Source organism: Limnothrix sp. HT2024, from assembly GCF_059138625.1.
In genome coordinates this window covers 2,681,757-2,697,227 of the sequence record NZ_CM181121.1, presented here as the reverse complement: position 1 = coordinate 2,697,227, position 15,471 = coordinate 2,681,757, and the positions used below count along the sequence as shown (strand labels likewise).

Below are 15,471 nucleotides of genomic sequence, written 5' to 3'. Positions count from 1 at the left end.
GTGCTTGACAGTTCTCCGGGCGTTGGCTAATTAGCCTCCTGTGAAGAAATGTAACATCAATGAAGCAACACTGTAAATCTGGCGTACTGGATCAGCGGGAATTTGAATCCTGGGGAGAATTTGCATACCGGGGAGCTGATCACTTGGGCATCGGGACAGTGGCAACACCGGAAACTAGAAAATTTGGAAATTCAAAACTCTGGTAACCCTAGAGCTGGGTGGGGCTTGGTTGATCGCATTGGTTGATTACATTGGTTGATCACAACCGATCGCGCCGATGTCTGGCCTGATTGCGTCGATATCCGGGCCGATCGGGCGCGTTGAAGTGCCAGTAATGATGCAGATACAGCCGCTCTAGGGTACGACAATCGCGCGTAATGGCCATTTGTTCCCGTCGAGCATGGGCCCGGAACAGATTACCCAGGATGAGGGCTAATAGCGCCACCACCAGCCCGATCGCCGTAGAAACCAGCGCTTCACTGAGACCCGCATTCACGCGACTGGGGCCCTCCCCGGCCCAATCGAGGCCCGCAAAGGCCCCCATCAGACCGGTGACCGTGCCCAACAAGCCCAACAAGGGGGCCAGGGCCGTGACGGTTTGCAACCACAGGTCAAAGCGTCGCAGTTGGGGCCGTTCGGCTTGGGTGGCGGCGCTGAGGGCCAGGCGAAAGGCGATCGGGTGGGGACGGTGTAGCTCCAAGGCCGCCAAGCTAATGCGGGCGATCGGCAGGCCGTCGGCATATTGCTGGAACCGGGCGATCGCCGCCTTGGCATCGCGTCCATACAACTCAAAAACCGCTGGAACCAGTTGGGATCGATCGCGCCGCACCTGGGCCCAAAACCAAGCTCGCTCGATCGCCACCGTCATTGTCGCGATCGATCCCAACAGCAAGGGCACAACCACCGGCCCGCCCGCCTGCAAAATAGCCCAAGCGATCATGGGCAACTTTCCCCCATCGTTTTCATGTTCATGGCGTTTTTGGGATCATCACCCACCTGCACCCCACCCCGCGCAATCATTGTCCAACCCCTTAGCGCACCGTCAAATAGCGCAACCCAATCAACAGCAAAAAGCCCCCATACAGTTTCTTCATCAGGGCCGAACTGATGTAGGGTTGATTGGCGAATATGGCCCCAAAGTAATTCCCCACCAGCAATCCCACCACAATCAACAACCCATACTTGATGTTGAGATTGCCGTTGCGGTAATACACGATTGCCCCCAACAGCCCGATCGGCAACACCTGGGCCGCCAGGGATGTTCCCGTTGCTAATTTTTGATCCAGGCCCAACCACAGCACCATGGCCGGCACCATAATCGCCCCGCCGCCAATGCCAAACAGGCCCCCCGCCAATCCTGCCGCCAATCCAATCAGCAGCAATTGCCAAACCACATCCGTCATTCGGTTTTCTCCTTTCTTGAGCAATTCTGGTTTTTGAGTTTGAGCTTGCTTTTGAGCGCAATTTCGAGTGAATCCCTTGAGCTTGGTACTGGAGCCTAAGCCTGAGCGAGTCATTCCCCCAAGCGCTGCATCGTCAGACTCTGGCACTGTTTTTGGAACCAAGACAAGTTAAAAGCGACACATTTTTCTTGGCAAGACCCGAGTGATGAGCGTTGATACGGGATTCATCAACCATTCACTCCCCTTTAACGAAGTATCCATTGGCAATTCAATGATGAATCACCCCCAGTGAATTAACCCCCGATCAATAATTTCCTAATTCTCGATTCATTAGATCCATCCTTGCCCTATTCTTCATAATCATTCCCTCAAAATGCGATCATTGATCGGATTACGAATCCATTTTTGATGCTGATTGAATAGTGAATTAATTACTGAGTGCAGATCACTAAGCAAAGATTGCAGCAGAGCCATGCCAAAACCTCGGAAACGCTTTGGTCAACATTGGTTGAGAAGTGAAAAAGCCCTTGCCAAAATTATTTCAGCGGCGGAATTAACCCCAGAAGATCGGGTTTTGGAAATTGGCCCCGGTCAAGGGGTTTTAACTCGGCAGTTACTAGATCAGGCGGGGGCAGTGGTTGCCGTCGAGTTAGATCGGGATCTTTGTCCTGAATTGGTGAAAAAGTTTGGGCAACGGGACAATTTTCTGCTGCTTCAGGGCGATATTTTGGCCTTGGATTGGCCGGAACAGTTGGCGGCGTTTCCGAATCCCCAGTTCCAAAATCCCAACAAGGTGGTGGCCAATATTCCCTACAACATTACGGGCCCCATTTTGGAGCATTTATTGGGGACGATCGCCCAACCGAGATCGCAACCCTTTGAGTCGATCGTGCTGTTGGTGCAAAAGGAAGTGGCCCTGCGGCTGGTGGCGAATTTGGGCAGCAAACATTACAGCGCCCTTTCCATTCGATCGCGCTTTTTAGCGGATTGTTCTTGGGTTTGTGACGTAGGGGCCAAGGCTTTTTCGCCGCCGCCCAAGGTCGATTCAGCGGTGGTGAAAATTCAGCCCCGCCCTTTTCCGCAGTCGCCACAAAATGTGAAGCGCTTTGAAACGTTGTTGAAATTGGGCTTTGCCAGTCGCCGCAAAATGTTGCGCAACAATCTAAAAAGCGTCGTGGATTTGGATCAGTTGCGTCATACTTTGGTTGAGCTGGCAATTCCTGAAACGGCGCGGGCAGAAGAACTGAGCCTGGAGCAATGGATTCAGTTAAGCGATCGCTTGGTTTTGGGTTCTTTGTCGATCGAGAACGCAGCAGGAGAGGCAGAGGCATCGATGGAACATGCTGAACCCTAAATAACCAACATTCCTGAACCTTGATGCCAATGGATTGTCCATGCAAATTTATCTAGACCACAGCGCCACCACGCCGCCCTGTGATGTGGCGATCGCGGCGGCCCAACGGGTGATGACGGAACTATGGGGAAATCCGTCAAGCATTCATAGTTGGGGCGATCGTTCGGCCATGGTGCTGGAAACGGCCCGATTCCAGGTGGCGACGTTGATTAATGGGGATCCCACGGGGTTGATTTTTACCTCGGGGGGCACGGAAGCGGACAATTTGGCAATTTTGGGGGTGGCCCAGCGGTTCACCCAACCGCGCCATATCATTTCCTCGCAGGTGGAACATTCGGCGATCGAGCGAACGTTGGAGCGGCTGGAGGCCCAAGGCTGGGCCATTACGCGCTTGCCGGTCGATCGCGCCGGGCGGGTGAATCCTTCAGACTTGGCTTTGGCCATTCGCCCGGAAACGGTGCTGGTGTCGATTATTTTTGCCCAAAGCGAGGTGGGAACCCTGCAACCGATCGCGGAGTTGGGAACGATTGCCCAGCGATCGGGTGCGCTGTTCCACACGGACGCGGTGCAGGCGGTGGGCCGGGTGGCGGTGGATTTGCAAACCCTGCCGGTAGATTTGCTGTCTCTTTCCAGTCACAAGATCTACGGCATTCAAGGGGCTGGGGCCCTGTGGGCAAGGCCGGGCATTCATTTGGCTCCCCAGTTGCTGGGGGGCGGCCAGGAAAGTAAGCGGCGATCGGGCACTCAGGCCTTGCCGGCGATCGCGGCCTTTGGGGCGGCGGCGGAACAAATGGCCCACACCTGGGAAGCGGAGGCTCAACGGCTCGGTCAACTGCGCGATCGTCTATTTGAGCGTTTGGCCCCCCTGCCCGCTTTGCAACCCACGGGCGATCGACTGCATCGCTTGCCCCACCATGTCAGTTTTTGTTTGCGAGGACGGTTGCCCCTGCCCAGCGGTCGGGATTTGGTGCGCCAGCTCGATCGGGCGGGCATTGCCGCCAGCTCTGGATCCGCCTGTAGCAGCGGCAGCCTGACCCCGAGTCCCACCCTGTTGGCCATGGGCTACGATCCCGCCGAGGCCACGGCGGCCCTGCGTTTAAGCTTGGGCCACAGCACCACGGAAGCGGATATTGATTGGACTGCGTTGGTGTTGGCGCAAGTGCTGGAGCGATTGGGCGTTGGCCAATTCAATGGCGGCGATCGCGACTCGCAACGTTCGGTTTTGGGGTGCGCGACTCCGGGGCCTTGCCGATACACTTGAGGCAAATCCCCTAAGTCTAAATCCCTAGCGCGTGTGACGACGCTTTCGACGATTGCGGCGAACCCCAAACCCGCGATGCCGCTTCACTCCCCTGCTCTGAGCGATCGCCCGCTCGATCGCCAACGGATTGATCGACCAACTATGAATGGATGGGTGTTACCAACGGTGGGTCATCTGCTTGCCCCCCTTACCCCCGGAGCGGGCCCAGGAACCCTATCCGCCGAGGCCCAATGGCAGGGAGCCACCAAGGCGATCGCCCAAATCATGGCCCAATCCATGGAGGCGGCCGACGCGATCGAAGCGGCCTTCATCACGGACTTTGCCGAGGCCTTACCCTCCGAAGCGATCGATCAAGGGGTGGTGCTGTTGGGGCCCCTGCCCTTGTTTACGGGATCTTGGCTCGATCGCCTCTCGGTCTGGACTTTCAGCAGCCACCTTTGGCAATCCCTGTGGCTGTTGCCCTCCGCCGATGGGGGCGAACCCTGTCCGGAGGTAACGGAACGGGCGATCGGCCTGGCTCCGGTGGATCCCTTGGCCGCAGAATCCTTTTGCGTGGTGCGAATGCGGGACTTTAGCTTGGCCCTCTCGCTCCAAGAGGACTCCACCGGTCAACTGGTTTTTCGCTTTTCCTTTGACCCCCAGGCGATCGCCGCCGTCTGGCAAGCCCTGCGGGCCCGGGTGCAACTGAACGCCCCTCAGCAGCTCGTGCCGTTTGATGCCCTGGCTCGACAATTTCCCCTCGTGGAACCCAGCTATCGGATCGTCAGCGCCTTCACAGAGCACCTGCTGCAAGCCCTGCCAGCTCCCAGCAACCCCACCCATTCGGAGCCGCGCCGTCGCCCCCTGCGGGCCTCGGCCCGGCCACAACCGGCCAAACCCGCGATCGACCTGGAGCTTTTGCAGGCCCTCGCCCACAGCGTCCGCACGCCCCTGGCCACGATCCGCACCTTTACCCGCCTGTTGATGCGCCAGCAAAATTTGCAGGACAAGGCGGTGAACTACATCGAAAAAATCGATCGGGAATGTACCGAACAAATCAACCGCTTTGACCTGATCTTCAAAGCCGTTGAATTGGAAACCAGCAACAGCGCCCACCTGTCCCTCACGCCCATTCCCCTGGCCCAGGTGTTCCAATCCAGCATTCCCCGTTGGCAACAACAGGCCAGCCGCCACAACCTGGAACTGACGGTGAAGCTACCGCACAAACTGCCCACGGTTGCCAGCGACCCCACCTTGCTCGATCGAATGTTGGCGGAAATTATTGAAAACCTGGCCCGCACCCTGCCCGCCGGTAGCCGCATTGACATGGAAGCGGAAACGGCCGGCAGCCAACTGAAGGTGCAATTGCGCTACGACGCAATGGGCGCAGCCACCCGCCTGGAATCACTGAAGTCGATCGGGCAGTTACTGACCTTCCAACCGGAAACCGGCAGCTTTGGCTTGAATTTGCACGTCACCAAAAACCTGTTCCAGGCGATCGGGGGCAAACTCACCATCCGGCAGCGGCCCCAACGCGGCGAAGTGATGACCATCTTCTTGCCCCTGCAATAGGGCAAGGCCAAAGGACGGCCCGCCATCCACTACCAACGGCGCGATCGCACCCCCCAAACGCCCAACAGCAGCAACACCCCCATCGCCAAAAACAAAACACCAAACACAATCCCCGGCACAAAGCCCAACAGCCCCAACCCCCGTAACAACCACAACACCGCCGTCAGCAGAGCCAACAGGCCCAACCAATTCCACCAAGGAGCCGGCCGCAAATAGGGAGGGGTCATAGCAAAACGTTCAATTCCAGAATCAGGGATATGAGGCAATTCTGCCATTCACGGGAGATCTTCAAAGCAAAACTTCAGTCGCCATGGGGGCCTGAACGAAACAAGGGCGATCGCCTGATTTCCAAGCGATCGCCCTCAACAAAACATGAACAATCGTCAAAAGCTAGCCAACCAGGGCCGCTCTTAGGAGTCGCGATTTAGTCGATCGCGCGCTGGCGCTTTTTCGCAGCCACACCAACCGCCGTCCCCACAGCGAACAGACCCAGCAAGCTAACCGGCTCAGGGGTCGAGGCCACCTCCGTCAAGCTGACGCTATCAATGTAGGCTCCGTAGGTGTCCCGCGTGCCCAGGTAGTTGAACTGCAAGCGAGTCAGGTCAGACACCGCCTTCACCAACAGAGGGCCACTGCTGAGCCAGTTGGTTTGACCGCCGCCGTTACCCGCATTGAAAACTTGGTTGAAGCTGGAACCAAACAAAACGGAGAAGGCATTTTGGTCTTTGCCGCCTTTCCAATTGTTTGCAATTCCCGGACGAGCCGAGTAAGCAAAGGAAAGTTCATAGGTCTTTCCTGCTTTGGTCACGATGTCTTGGAACAGGCCCAGCTCGGATGCTTTGCTGTCATAGAAGTGGCTGTCGAGTTCCACCAGGTTTTTGCCGTCATAGGCTTTCCCGGCCACCCCGGCTTGCACCTCAATTGTGCCGCCCTTGGTCGCCGACCAACCCTCAATTGCTGAAAAAGTCCGCCAGCCGCCGTTAAGGGGAGCGCCTGGAGTCACTTCAAAGCTGCCGTTTTTAACCAGGTTGGCAGCTTGTGCGGGCTGGGTGGCAATCAGAGCAGGAACGAGAGCAAGAGCCAGGGTGCTAGCAATTTGTTGGAAGCGTTTCATAGTGACAATTTTTCCGCAGTAGTGGAGAGGTCTAGCACCCAACGTTTAGGTTCTTGAGTTACATCTTAGATCGCACTTTGAAAAATCGGTTTAAAGATTAAGTGATCTCTAGACGAAGGTTCCGTGAAGAGCGCTTTATTCTTCATAATTATGGCTTCTAATGATAATTTTAAGCAATAATCTCTGTATTCAGTGAAATACTTTCAAGGCAATAGAAAATATTTTGAAATCTCTATTTTTTACTGGCATTAATTTATACAAAGGATGAATAAAAGGTGAAATGAATAGAAAATGACTGAGTTTCAAAGAATCAATTGAAATTTCAAGATTTTCTAATTCCTTTAACGTAAAAATTTAAGATGTTCACAGAAATTCGATGAAGCCCAACAATGATTGTTGCAATGATCAATCACAATCAAAGCCCCTGGCCGTGCCAGGGTGCTGACTTTTAAGACCGAATTTCTAGGGATCTTTCTCAGATTCTGATGGGCCGATCGGGCGCGATCGCCAGATCCACCAAGCCCCCGCACAGAGCGTGCAATTACCAATCACTGTCGTGGCTGCCTGCACCGTTACCAGCCATTCCAAGCGCGGCGCATTGTCAAAAAAGTGCCAGGTACAGGCGCACATGGCACTCACCAGGGCCGGCAACATTCCCCAACTGAGGGCCCGCCAGCTCGGATTTTCGGTGAGGTCGCCGTAGCGCCAAATCAGCACGATCGCGGCGATCCATTCGATGACGCTGGAAACATGCACGATCCAAGTAGGAATTGATAGGGCATTCATTTGGGATGTAGTTAGCTCAACCGTGTCGCGTAGCTCGTAATACTCGGAAGATTTGCACATCTCGCGGATGTTGCTTGGGGCTAGAGGGCGGCGGGCATTGTCCACCCCACAGCTCTGTTGCTGATCGGGGGCGGGCCCGGTTGAGCGATCGCCCGATCGCCCAACCCAACCTTGCCTTGGAATCTAAACCGCTGCCATTTCCGGCTTACGGCCCAACTGCGTCAACAGGCGATCGGCAATTTGTGGCCCCGTCAGACCCAGGCTTTGCATCGACTGGCTGGGCGTGGCGTGCTCCACCAAAATGTCCGGCACACCCAAGCGGGTCACCGGCACGGCCACACCCGCATCGCCCAGGGCTTCCAGCACCGCCGACCCGAAGCCACCCATCAGGCAGCCTTCCTCGATCGTCACCACCCGGCCAATCTTTTGGGCCAGGGGCACAATCAGTTCCGTATCCAGCGGCTTCACGAACCGGGCATTCACCACCGTGGCTTCAATGCCATGCTCGCTGAGGATTTCCGCCGCTTGCATGGCCGGATAGACCATCGTGCCGTAGCCCACCAGCAATAGATCATCACCGGTTCGTAGCACTTCGCCTTTCCCGATCGGCATCGGCTCCCAGCCAGCTTCTAGCAACGGCGCACCCACGCCACTGCCCCGGGGATAGCGCACGGCGATCGGGCCCGAATGGGTCACACCCGTTACCAACATCCGCTGGAACTCCGCCTCATCCTTGGGAGCCATCACCACCAAGTTAGGAATGCACCGCAGGTAGGCAATGTCATACATCCCCTGGTGGGTGGGGCCGTCGGCTCCGACCACCCCGGCGCGATCGAGACAGAAGAACACCGGCAGATCCTGGATGCAAACATCATGGATCACTTGGTCAAAGGCCCGCTGCAAGAAGGTGGAATAGATCGTCACCACCGGGCGCGCTCCCTCACAGGCCATGCCCGCCGCCATAGTTACGGCGTGCTGTTCGGCAATGCCCACATCCACATATTGGTTCGGCAGCTTGGCTTGGAATTTATCCAGGCCGGTGCCGGTGGCCATGGCCGCCGTGATGGCCACAATTCGAGGATCGTTTTCCGCGAGGGTAATCAGGGTTTCTGCAAAAACTTTTGAATAGCTGGGCGGCGTGGGCTTGCTAGCCGGTTTGGCCTTGCCCGTTGCCAAATCAAAGGGATTTTGAGCGTGGTAACCCACTTGATCTTTTTCCGCGATCGCGTAGCCCTTGCCTTTGGTGGTGGCCACGTGGACGAGCACAGGGCCCTTTTGCTTGTGGCCTTCGCGAAAGATGTCAATCAGTTCTTTAATGTTGTGACCGTCAACGGGGCCCATGTAGGTAAAGCCCAGTTCTTCAAACACTGCGCCCACTTTCGACACGGCTAGGCGCTTCATGCCTTCTTTGACCCGATCGAGTTCCGGCGATAGGGAGCCACCAAAGAAGGGCAAATGCTTCACCTGCTCCTCGATGTTGTCCGTTAGGAACTGCATCGGCGGGCTAAGGCGCATTTTATTCAGGTAGCGCGACAGGGCCCCCACGTTGGGCGAAATGGACATGTCGTTATCGTTGAGCACCACCATCAGGTTGGTATCGGGCAGGTGACCCGCGTGGTTAATGGCTTCAAGGGCCATCCCGCCGGTCATTGCGCCGTCGCCGATGATCGAAACCACTTTGTAGTTTTCGCCGGCCATATCCCGGGCGATCGCCATGCCCAAACCGGCGGAAATGCTAGTGGAGGCGTGGCCTGCGCCGAAGTGGTCGAACTTACTTTCACAGCGCTTGAGATAACCAGCAATGCCATCCTTTTGGCGCAGGGTATGGAACTCGTTGTAACGACCGGTAATCAGTTTGTGGGGATAGGCCTGGTGGCCCACGTCCCAGATCACCTTGTCGCGATCGAGGTCAAGGGTTTGATAGAGGGCGACTGTTAATTCCACCACGCCTAAACCGGGGCCCAGGTGACCGCCGCTGGTGGCGACGGTTTGCAGATGTTTTTCTCGAATTTGGCGGGCAATTTCTTCTAATTGGGCGATCGACAGCCCATGAAGTTGATTGGGGTGAGTAAGTTCGCTCAGATGCATAGGCGGCCACCTTGGGTGTTGGATATGGGGAATTTTGGTTTTGGACTGACCCCTATCGACTCTAACGAATCTCCATACCGTTTTTATATTTGGCGCAAATTGATTGCAGCGATCGACCATTCACTAAGCGGGATCCAAAATCGTTGACCTTACGGTTTCAGCAGTGCGCGGTCAGTACATTGCTTTTGAGTGACCCATTCCCTGAAGATAGAAATTGACATCTGTAAAAGATCGGGATCTTGAGATCTAGGGATCTGCAAAGCAAGCGGCACTGGTGCATCACCATTGAGCGCCTTGGGGTCAGTCGCTTGGGGATCAGCGCCTTAGGAGGGGAAGCAGCTTGGGGATCAGGGGCTAGGCGCGATGCTTTTGGGTTGTCTGCGGGTGGGACTGATCGATCCCCAGTTCAGCGCCGTTTCGCCCGTCAATCACCAGTCTTGGGGCAGCGGTGGCGATCGGCGATTGTGTTGATGCACAGGTTAAGCAGCCATGGAATTAGATTTACAGAAGCCACGCAAAGGCACTCAGGAACAGCTACTGATGGGGATTGCAAACCGAATTCGGCAGTCCCTGGAGCTGAGCGAGATCCTGGCGGTGACGGTGGCGGAGGTACGAGCCTTTTTGGAGACCGATCGGGTCAAGATTTACCAATTTTCGCCCGAGGGCCATGGCACGGTGGTGGCCGAATCCCTCGTCCCCGATCGACTGCCTTCCTTGAAGGGGTTGCATTTTCCGGTGGATGATATTCCGCCCCAGGCCAGAGAGTTGTTCGTGCGGGCCCGCCAGCGAGTGGTGGTGGATGTGGCTGAGTGCCAAACGGGCCTGAGTGCCATGGATCCCCCGGGCGATGGGGAATTGCGTAGTCCTTCGACGATGCGCTACCGTCCGGTGGATCCATGCCATGTGGAATATCTGACGGTGATGGGGGTGCAGTCGTCGGTGGTGGTTCCGATCGTGCTGGATAACTTTCCGGCCACCTCTGAGCCGCCCGTTTCCAGCACCCTGCACATGGGCAACCTGTGGGGGCTGTTGGTTTCTCACCACGCGGAACCCCGATCGGTGGATGAGGAAGAACTGCAATTCATCCAAGCGGTGGTCGATCAGGTGGAAATCGCGATCGCCCAGTCAATTTTGGTGCAACGGGTCACGGATCAAGCCCTCCAGGAAGCGAGCATTAACCGCGTCACGGCCCTGCTGCACGAAGCGCCCACGGGCCAACTGCAAAAGGCCCTGGAAGAAACGGTGCAAATTTTGGGAGGCAGCGGCGGCCGGTTGTGCCTTTGGCCCGGGGGCCAGGCCGATCGGGAACTGTATACCGTGGGGCCCCAGCCCCATCCCCTGGCCACCACGGATCAACGCCCCTTCGAGGAACACCGGCTGGTCTATGCCTTTTTGAAAGCGGGCGCAGTGCCCGAGCCACCACCCAACACCACCACTCAGGATTGGTCTCAGGATTGGTCTGTGGAGTGGATGCGCGCCAACTATGGCCTGGCGGCCCCACCCCAGGACAGCAGCAGTTTTAGCCAGCGCGTTTGGGCGATCGGGGACATTTACCGAGAACCCCTGCTGCGATCGGTGGCCCCCTCGTTTCAGTGGCTGCCGATCCGGGGTCTGATTTTGGTTCCCCTCTATTACGGCAGTGAGCTACTGGGTTGTCTCAGCATTTTTCGGGATGAGGTCAACACCGATGAGCTTTGGACCGGCTGGCACGACCCGGACACGCGCCAACTGATGGCCCGCCATTCCTTTGAGGTGTGGCGACAAATCAGGATCGGCCAAGCCCAGCAATGGACGGTCTCTGAGGTGAAGCTCGCCCAGGCGTTGGGGGAACGGTTTGCCACGGCGGTCAAGCAACATTGGCTGTATACAGAGGTGAACAGCCTGAACGCCAGTTTGGAGGCCCAAGTGCAGACCCGCACGGCGGAGTTGCGCCAATCGAACGAGGAACTTCAGCGATCGACGGCGGATCTGGAACGGGTGATCCATCAGCAACAAACCCTGGCGCGATTGATTGCCAAAATTCGCGAGTCTTTGGATCTGGAAACCGTGTTTCGCACCACGGCCCGGGAAGTGCGACAACTGCTGCGGGCCGATCGGGTGGTGGTGTTTGCCTTTAATTCCCAAGCCCCGACCGCCCAGGGCAAAATCATTGCGGAAGATCGGGCCCGGGGTTGCACCTCCATTCTGCACTTGGAATTAGAAGATCCCTGCTTTAGCGATCAGCATGTTCTCCAATACCAAGTGGGCAAAGTTCACAGCATTCCGAATGTGCACAATTCCACCATGCCCGATTGTCATTTGGAAATGTTGCGGACTTGGCAAGTGCAGGCCAACTTGGTGATTCCGATCATTCAAAGTGAGGAGCTGTGGGGACTGATGGGCATTCACCAATGCACCGCTCCCCGCCATTGGCAAGACTCGGAAGTGGAATTTTTACGCCAGGTTTGTGCGCAATTGGGTGTGGCGCTTCAGCATACGGAATTGCTGCAACAAACCCGATCGCAGGCCACGGAATTGGCCCAAACCCTGGATGAGCTAAAGCAAACTCAAATGCATTTGCTCCAAAGCGAAAAGATGTCAATTTTGGGACAATTAATCGCTGGTGTTGCCCATGAAATTAATAACCCGATCGGGTTTATTCATAGCAACTTGGGCCCCATTCGTGAATATTCCGAGTTCCTGATTCAACTGGCCCGGCTGGAAGCCCAACAAGCGCCAAAAGAGCAGATTCAAGCCTTGCTGGAAACCTTTGACTTGGACTTTCTAGCGCGAGATTTTCCCAAATTATTGGACTCAATGCATTTGGGTACGAATCGAATTCGGGAAATTGTCTCGGCGCTGCGTGGTTTCTCACGGGTCGATCGCACCATTACCAACGCCCTGTACTTGCAAGAGGCGATCGAGTCCACCCTGATGATCTTGCAATATCACCTGAAGCCCAATGGCAGCTATCCCGAAATTGAGATCATTCGGAATTATGACAACATTCCCCCCATTGAATGCTATTCCGGTCAAATTCATCAGGTTTGCATGAATTTGCTCTCTAATGCGATCGATGCTTTACGCGAGGCCCAAGAAGAGCAACTCAGTCGCGATCAATTGCCCTTTATTGGTCGCATTTGGATTGAGCTTTCACAACCGGATCCTCAGCATATTGGTGTCACCATTCGAGATAATGGGCCGGGGATTCCTGAAGCAATTCAATCTCAATTATTTGATCCTTTTTTCACCACAAAACCCCTAGGCAAGGGCACGGGATTAGGCCTCTCGATTAGCTATCAAATTATTCAGCGCCATCGTGGCAGCATGATTTGTCGATCGGCCCCTGACCAGGGTGCAGAATTTACGATTACCTTACCCATTACCCAAACGCCGCCGGCCAACGGGGCCTCGGAGATCGGCCCCCATGGCGACGGCTTGCCCGCTTCCCAGCAACCCGCTTGGTCGCCGGAACTGAGTTTTAACCATCCCAAGGCCCGCTTGAACACGATCACCACGCGCCAATTGCCGCCGGGCCGCAAGCCAGAATTGGCCTTCCTGCCGATCGAGTCGGACGCTCGGGACGATCAACCGACCTTTTCCGCTGAAGCCACCGAATGAGCTGAGGCCACCCAATCACTGACCCGACTGCCCAACCCCCAAACCGCTGCCATCCGCCCTATGGAGATCTCCGTTACCTTTTTGCCCGATCAAGTCACCGTCTCAGCCCAACCGGGCGAGATGCTGTTAACCGTGGCCGATCGCGCCGGGGTTGCCATTCCCACGGGTTGTCTGATGGGGTCTTGCCATGCCTGTGAAGTGGATTTGGCAGCGCAGCCCCTACCCAGCCCCGATCGCCCCGATCCATCAGCGGCCCCCAGCAGCCCCGAAGACTCCCAAACCGTTTGTGCTTGCATCAGTGCCGTACCGACCGGAATCTCAGCACTGACGGTCAATTTGGGCATTGATCCCACATGGTAAGGTTGGGCAGTTGATCTGCTCGGAGTAATGCTCGGTGACCACGGAACGCTTCCCTCAGACAGCGATTGAGGGTTTTGCTCTCCCCTTGGGGGCGGTGTCCCCGACCCCTGATCCGCTGCCCCTGGACAGCCCCATTCTGAACAACCCGATCGCGGAAACCGATGTTTTGGTGGTGGGTGGCGGCACTGGAGGGACGGCGGCGGCTATTCAAGCGGCCCGTTCTGGGGTGCGGGTGCTGTTGGCCACGGAGTTTTCCTGGTTGGGCGGAATGCTGACGGCGGCGGGGGTCTGTGCGCCGGATGGCAATGAATTGACGGCGCTGCAAACGGGCCTCTGGGGGGCGTTTTTGCAGGAATTGGCCCAGCGTCAACCCCAGGGACTGGATTGGGGTTGGGTCAGCTTTTTCACCTATGAACCGGCGATCGGGGCGCAGATTTTTGCTGATTGGGTGGCGGCCCTGCCCAATTTACGTTGGATTTCCGGAGTGCGGCCGGTGTCGGTGCAGCGATCGGGCGATCAAATCACCGGGGTTACCTTTGACTCGGGGTTACAGGTTACCGCCCAGATCACGATCGACGGCACGGAATTGGGAGATCTGTTGGCCCTGGGAGAGGTTCCCTATCGTTGGGGTTGGGAGTGGCAAGACCAATGGCAAGAACCCACGGCCCCGGCGGGGCCCACGGCCTTGACCCAACGGTTCCCGGTGCAGGCTCCCACTTGGGTTTTTTATCTTCAGGATTTTGGCCCCGAAGCGATCGCCCCGGAAATTCCCTGCCCCGCTGACTATGACCCCAGCCACTACCGGGAAGCCTTTGCGGGCTATGCCAGTGCCCAGCGCGTGTTGGACTATGGGCGGATTGCGGGCGATCGGTTCATGATCAACTGGCCCCAGGCGGGCAATGACTATGGGGATGATCTCGATCGCCTGGTGGGGACAGCAGCCGATCGAGCAGCGGCGCTACGGGCTGCCTACGATCGCAGTTTGGGATTTGCCCATTGGTTACAACAAACCCTCGGACGGCGCTATGGCTTGGCCGATCAGCTCTTTCCCGACGCTGGAGCCTTTGCCCTGTATCCCTACTTTCGGGAAAGCCGCCGCCTCCAGGGATTGGTAACGGTGACGGAAAACCACATCTTGCCGGTGGTTGGAGGCTGGGGAGCGGCCCTGCCCCGCGATCCCCACAGCGGAGCCAGCAGCGTGATCGCCTATGGCAACTATCCCAATGATCACCACTACCCCGGTGAGGTCTTTCCCTTAGCCCCCAAATCGCTCCGATGGGGAGGGCGCTGGACAGGGACGGCCTTTGCGCTGCCCTATGGTTGCCTGGTGCCACAGCAAGTCGATGGGCTGTTGGTTTGCGATAAGAATATTTCCGTATCTCACATGGCCAACGGAGCCACTCGCCTTCAGCCGGTGGTGTTGGGCTTGGGTCAAGCGGCGGGGGCGGCGGCGGCCCTTTGTGTTCAGCAGCATTGCCAACCCCGATCGCTGCCGGTGGCCGCTGTGCAGACGGCCTTGCTCCATGACTCCCAGGCTCCGGCGGCGGTAATTCCCTGTTTTGGCCTCACGCCCGATCGCGATGATTGGCGATCACAGCAGGAGCACTGGATTGCCCATCCCCAAGCCTATGAGCAACTGCTGACCCAGGAACATCCCTTGAATCTGATTCCACCGCCAGAGCCTTCAGCCACCTTGGGGTTCACCGGTCAGTTTCAGCGGCGCGGCCCCCAGGACTATGCCCTAGAAACGGCCTTGACCCCGGAGCCAATTTCCCTGGTGGCGCTTCATCCTTGGGTGAATTACCGCCTTGGCCAACTGGAATCTGGTAGCTCGATCGTTCTGCGAGGGCGCTATAACCCCTCTGGCCCTTGGATCATTGTGGAGGATCTCCCGGATTAGGGCCGGGAGCAATGGCGGGACTTTGCGATCGGTGATTGATGGATCTCGGCCAAC

At 56.8% G+C, this 15,471-nt stretch carries 12 protein-coding genes; 6 read left to right on the top strand and 6 right to left on the bottom strand.

Annotated elements, in window-relative coordinates; translation table 11 throughout:
* Nucleotides 1–259 precede the first annotated feature (259 nt).
* Together AC2IAX_RS10810 and AC2IAX_RS10805 are read right to left on the bottom strand one after the other, a co-directional pair.
* On the bottom strand, nt 260–940 hold the full coding sequence (locus AC2IAX_RS10810; protein ID WP_494387509.1) for a MotA/TolQ/ExbB proton channel family protein: 681 nt from the start codon (nt 938–940) through the stop codon (nt 260–262).
* Nucleotides 941–1,031: 91 nt separating this feature from the next.
* Nucleotides 1,032–1,403 carry a TSUP family transporter gene (locus tag AC2IAX_RS10805; RefSeq protein WP_494387508.1) on the bottom strand — a complete coding sequence of 124 codons (372 nt, stop codon included), beginning with the start codon at nt 1,401–1,403 and terminating at the stop codon, nt 1,032–1,034.
* 472 nt (nt 1,404–1,875) lie between these two features.
* On the opposite strand from AC2IAX_RS10805, the gene rsmA reads away from it, so the two are divergent.
* The 3 genes from rsmA to AC2IAX_RS10790 all read left to right on the top strand — a co-directional run bounded on the left by rsmA (nt 1,876) and on the right by AC2IAX_RS10790 (nt 5,569).
* Complete coding sequence (gene rsmA / locus AC2IAX_RS10800; protein WP_494387507.1) at nt 1,876–2,757, top strand: 16S rRNA (adenine(1518)-N(6)/adenine(1519)-N(6))-dimethyltransferase RsmA; 882 nt, start codon at nt 1,876–1,878, stop codon at nt 2,755–2,757.
* 40 nt (nt 2,758–2,797) lie between these two features.
* Nucleotides 2,798–4,018: a cysteine desulfurase family protein gene (locus AC2IAX_RS10795; protein WP_494387506.1), complete on the top strand. Its 1,221-nt coding sequence runs from the start codon at nt 2,798–2,800 to the stop codon at nt 4,016–4,018.
* Between the two features lie 75 nt (nt 4,019–4,093).
* Nucleotides 4,094–5,569 (top strand): sensor histidine kinase, encoded by a 1,476-nt coding sequence (locus AC2IAX_RS10790; RefSeq protein WP_494387505.1) that lies wholly within the window; start codon nt 4,094–4,096, stop codon nt 5,567–5,569.
* Nucleotides 5,570–5,598: 29 nt separating this feature from the next.
* Here the strand turns inward: AC2IAX_RS10790 and AC2IAX_RS10785 are convergent, their stop codons facing one another.
* The 4 genes from AC2IAX_RS10785 to dxs all read right to left on the bottom strand — a co-directional run bounded on the left by AC2IAX_RS10785 (nt 5,599) and on the right by dxs (nt 9,557).
* The gene (locus AC2IAX_RS10785; protein WP_494387504.1) at nt 5,599–5,796 is read right to left on the bottom strand and encodes a hypothetical protein; all 198 of its coding nucleotides are present in this window, start codon (nt 5,794–5,796) and stop codon (nt 5,599–5,601) included.
* Nucleotides 5,797–5,993: 197 nt separating this feature from the next.
* Entirely contained in the window at nt 5,994–6,683 is a 690-nt protein-coding gene (locus AC2IAX_RS10780) for a PEP-CTERM sorting domain-containing protein (protein WP_494387503.1), read from the bottom strand.
* A gap of 462 nt (nt 6,684–7,145) precedes the next feature.
* Nucleotides 7,146–7,469: a DUF2499 domain-containing protein gene (locus tag AC2IAX_RS10775; protein ID WP_494390359.1), complete on the bottom strand. Its 324-nt coding sequence runs from the start codon at nt 7,467–7,469 to the stop codon at nt 7,146–7,148.
* Nucleotides 7,470–7,652: 183 nt separating this feature from the next.
* Nucleotides 7,653–9,557 (bottom strand): 1-deoxy-D-xylulose-5-phosphate synthase, encoded by a 1,905-nt coding sequence (gene dxs, locus AC2IAX_RS10770; protein ID WP_494387502.1) that lies wholly within the window; start codon nt 9,555–9,557, stop codon nt 7,653–7,655.
* Nucleotides 9,558–10,097: 540 nt separating this feature from the next.
* Here dxs and AC2IAX_RS10765 point away from each other — a divergent pair.
* The 3 genes from AC2IAX_RS10765 (at nt 10,098) to AC2IAX_RS10755 (ending at nt 15,417) form a co-directional block, all read left to right on the top strand.
* Nucleotides 10,098–13,157: a GAF domain-containing sensor histidine kinase gene (locus AC2IAX_RS10765; RefSeq protein WP_494387501.1), complete on the top strand. Its 3,060-nt coding sequence runs from the start codon at nt 10,098–10,100 to the stop codon at nt 13,155–13,157.
* 60 nt (nt 13,158–13,217) lie between these two features.
* Complete coding sequence (locus tag AC2IAX_RS10760) at nt 13,218–13,517, top strand: 2Fe-2S iron-sulfur cluster binding domain-containing protein (RefSeq protein ID WP_494387500.1); 300 nt, start codon at nt 13,218–13,220, stop codon at nt 13,515–13,517.
* A 136-nt stretch (nt 13,518–13,653) separates the two neighbouring features.
* Complete coding sequence (locus tag AC2IAX_RS10755; RefSeq protein WP_494390358.1) at nt 13,654–15,417, top strand: FAD-dependent oxidoreductase; 1,764 nt, start codon at nt 13,654–13,656, stop codon at nt 15,415–15,417.
* The last annotated feature ends 54 nt before the right edge of the window (nt 15,418–15,471 follow it).

Bases quoted from the DNA above. Each gene is read 5' to 3' on its own strand.
- AC2IAX_RS10810 (WP_494387509.1), bottom strand. From the start codon at position 940: ATGATCGCTTGGGCTATTTTGCAGGCGGGCGGGCCGGTGGTTGTGCCC.
- dxs (WP_494387502.1), bottom strand. From the start codon at position 9,557: ATGCATCTGAGCGAACTTACTCACCCCAATCAACTTCATGGGCTGTCG.
- AC2IAX_RS10760 (WP_494387500.1), top strand. From the start codon at position 13,218: ATGGAGATCTCCGTTACCTTTTTGCCCGATCAAGTCACCGTCTCAGCC.
- AC2IAX_RS10795 (WP_494387506.1), top strand. From the start codon at position 2,798: ATGCAAATTTATCTAGACCACAGCGCCACCACGCCGCCCTGTGATGTG.
- AC2IAX_RS10775 (WP_494390359.1), bottom strand. From the start codon at position 7,469: ATGAATGCCCTATCAATTCCTACTTGGATCGTGCATGTTTCCAGCGTC.
- AC2IAX_RS10790 (WP_494387505.1), top strand. From the start codon at position 4,094: ATGCCGCTTCACTCCCCTGCTCTGAGCGATCGCCCGCTCGATCGCCAA.
- AC2IAX_RS10785 (WP_494387504.1), bottom strand. From the start codon at position 5,796: ATGACCCCTCCCTATTTGCGGCCGGCTCCTTGGTGGAATTGGTTGGGC.
- AC2IAX_RS10765 (WP_494387501.1), top strand. From the start codon at position 10,098: ATGGGGATTGCAAACCGAATTCGGCAGTCCCTGGAGCTGAGCGAGATC.
- AC2IAX_RS10805 (WP_494387508.1), bottom strand. From the start codon at position 1,403: ATGACGGATGTGGTTTGGCAATTGCTGCTGATTGGATTGGCGGCAGGA.
- AC2IAX_RS10780 (WP_494387503.1), bottom strand. From the start codon at position 6,683: ATGAAACGCTTCCAACAAATTGCTAGCACCCTGGCTCTTGCTCTCGTT.
- rsmA (WP_494387507.1), top strand. From the start codon at position 1,876: ATGCCAAAACCTCGGAAACGCTTTGGTCAACATTGGTTGAGAAGTGAA.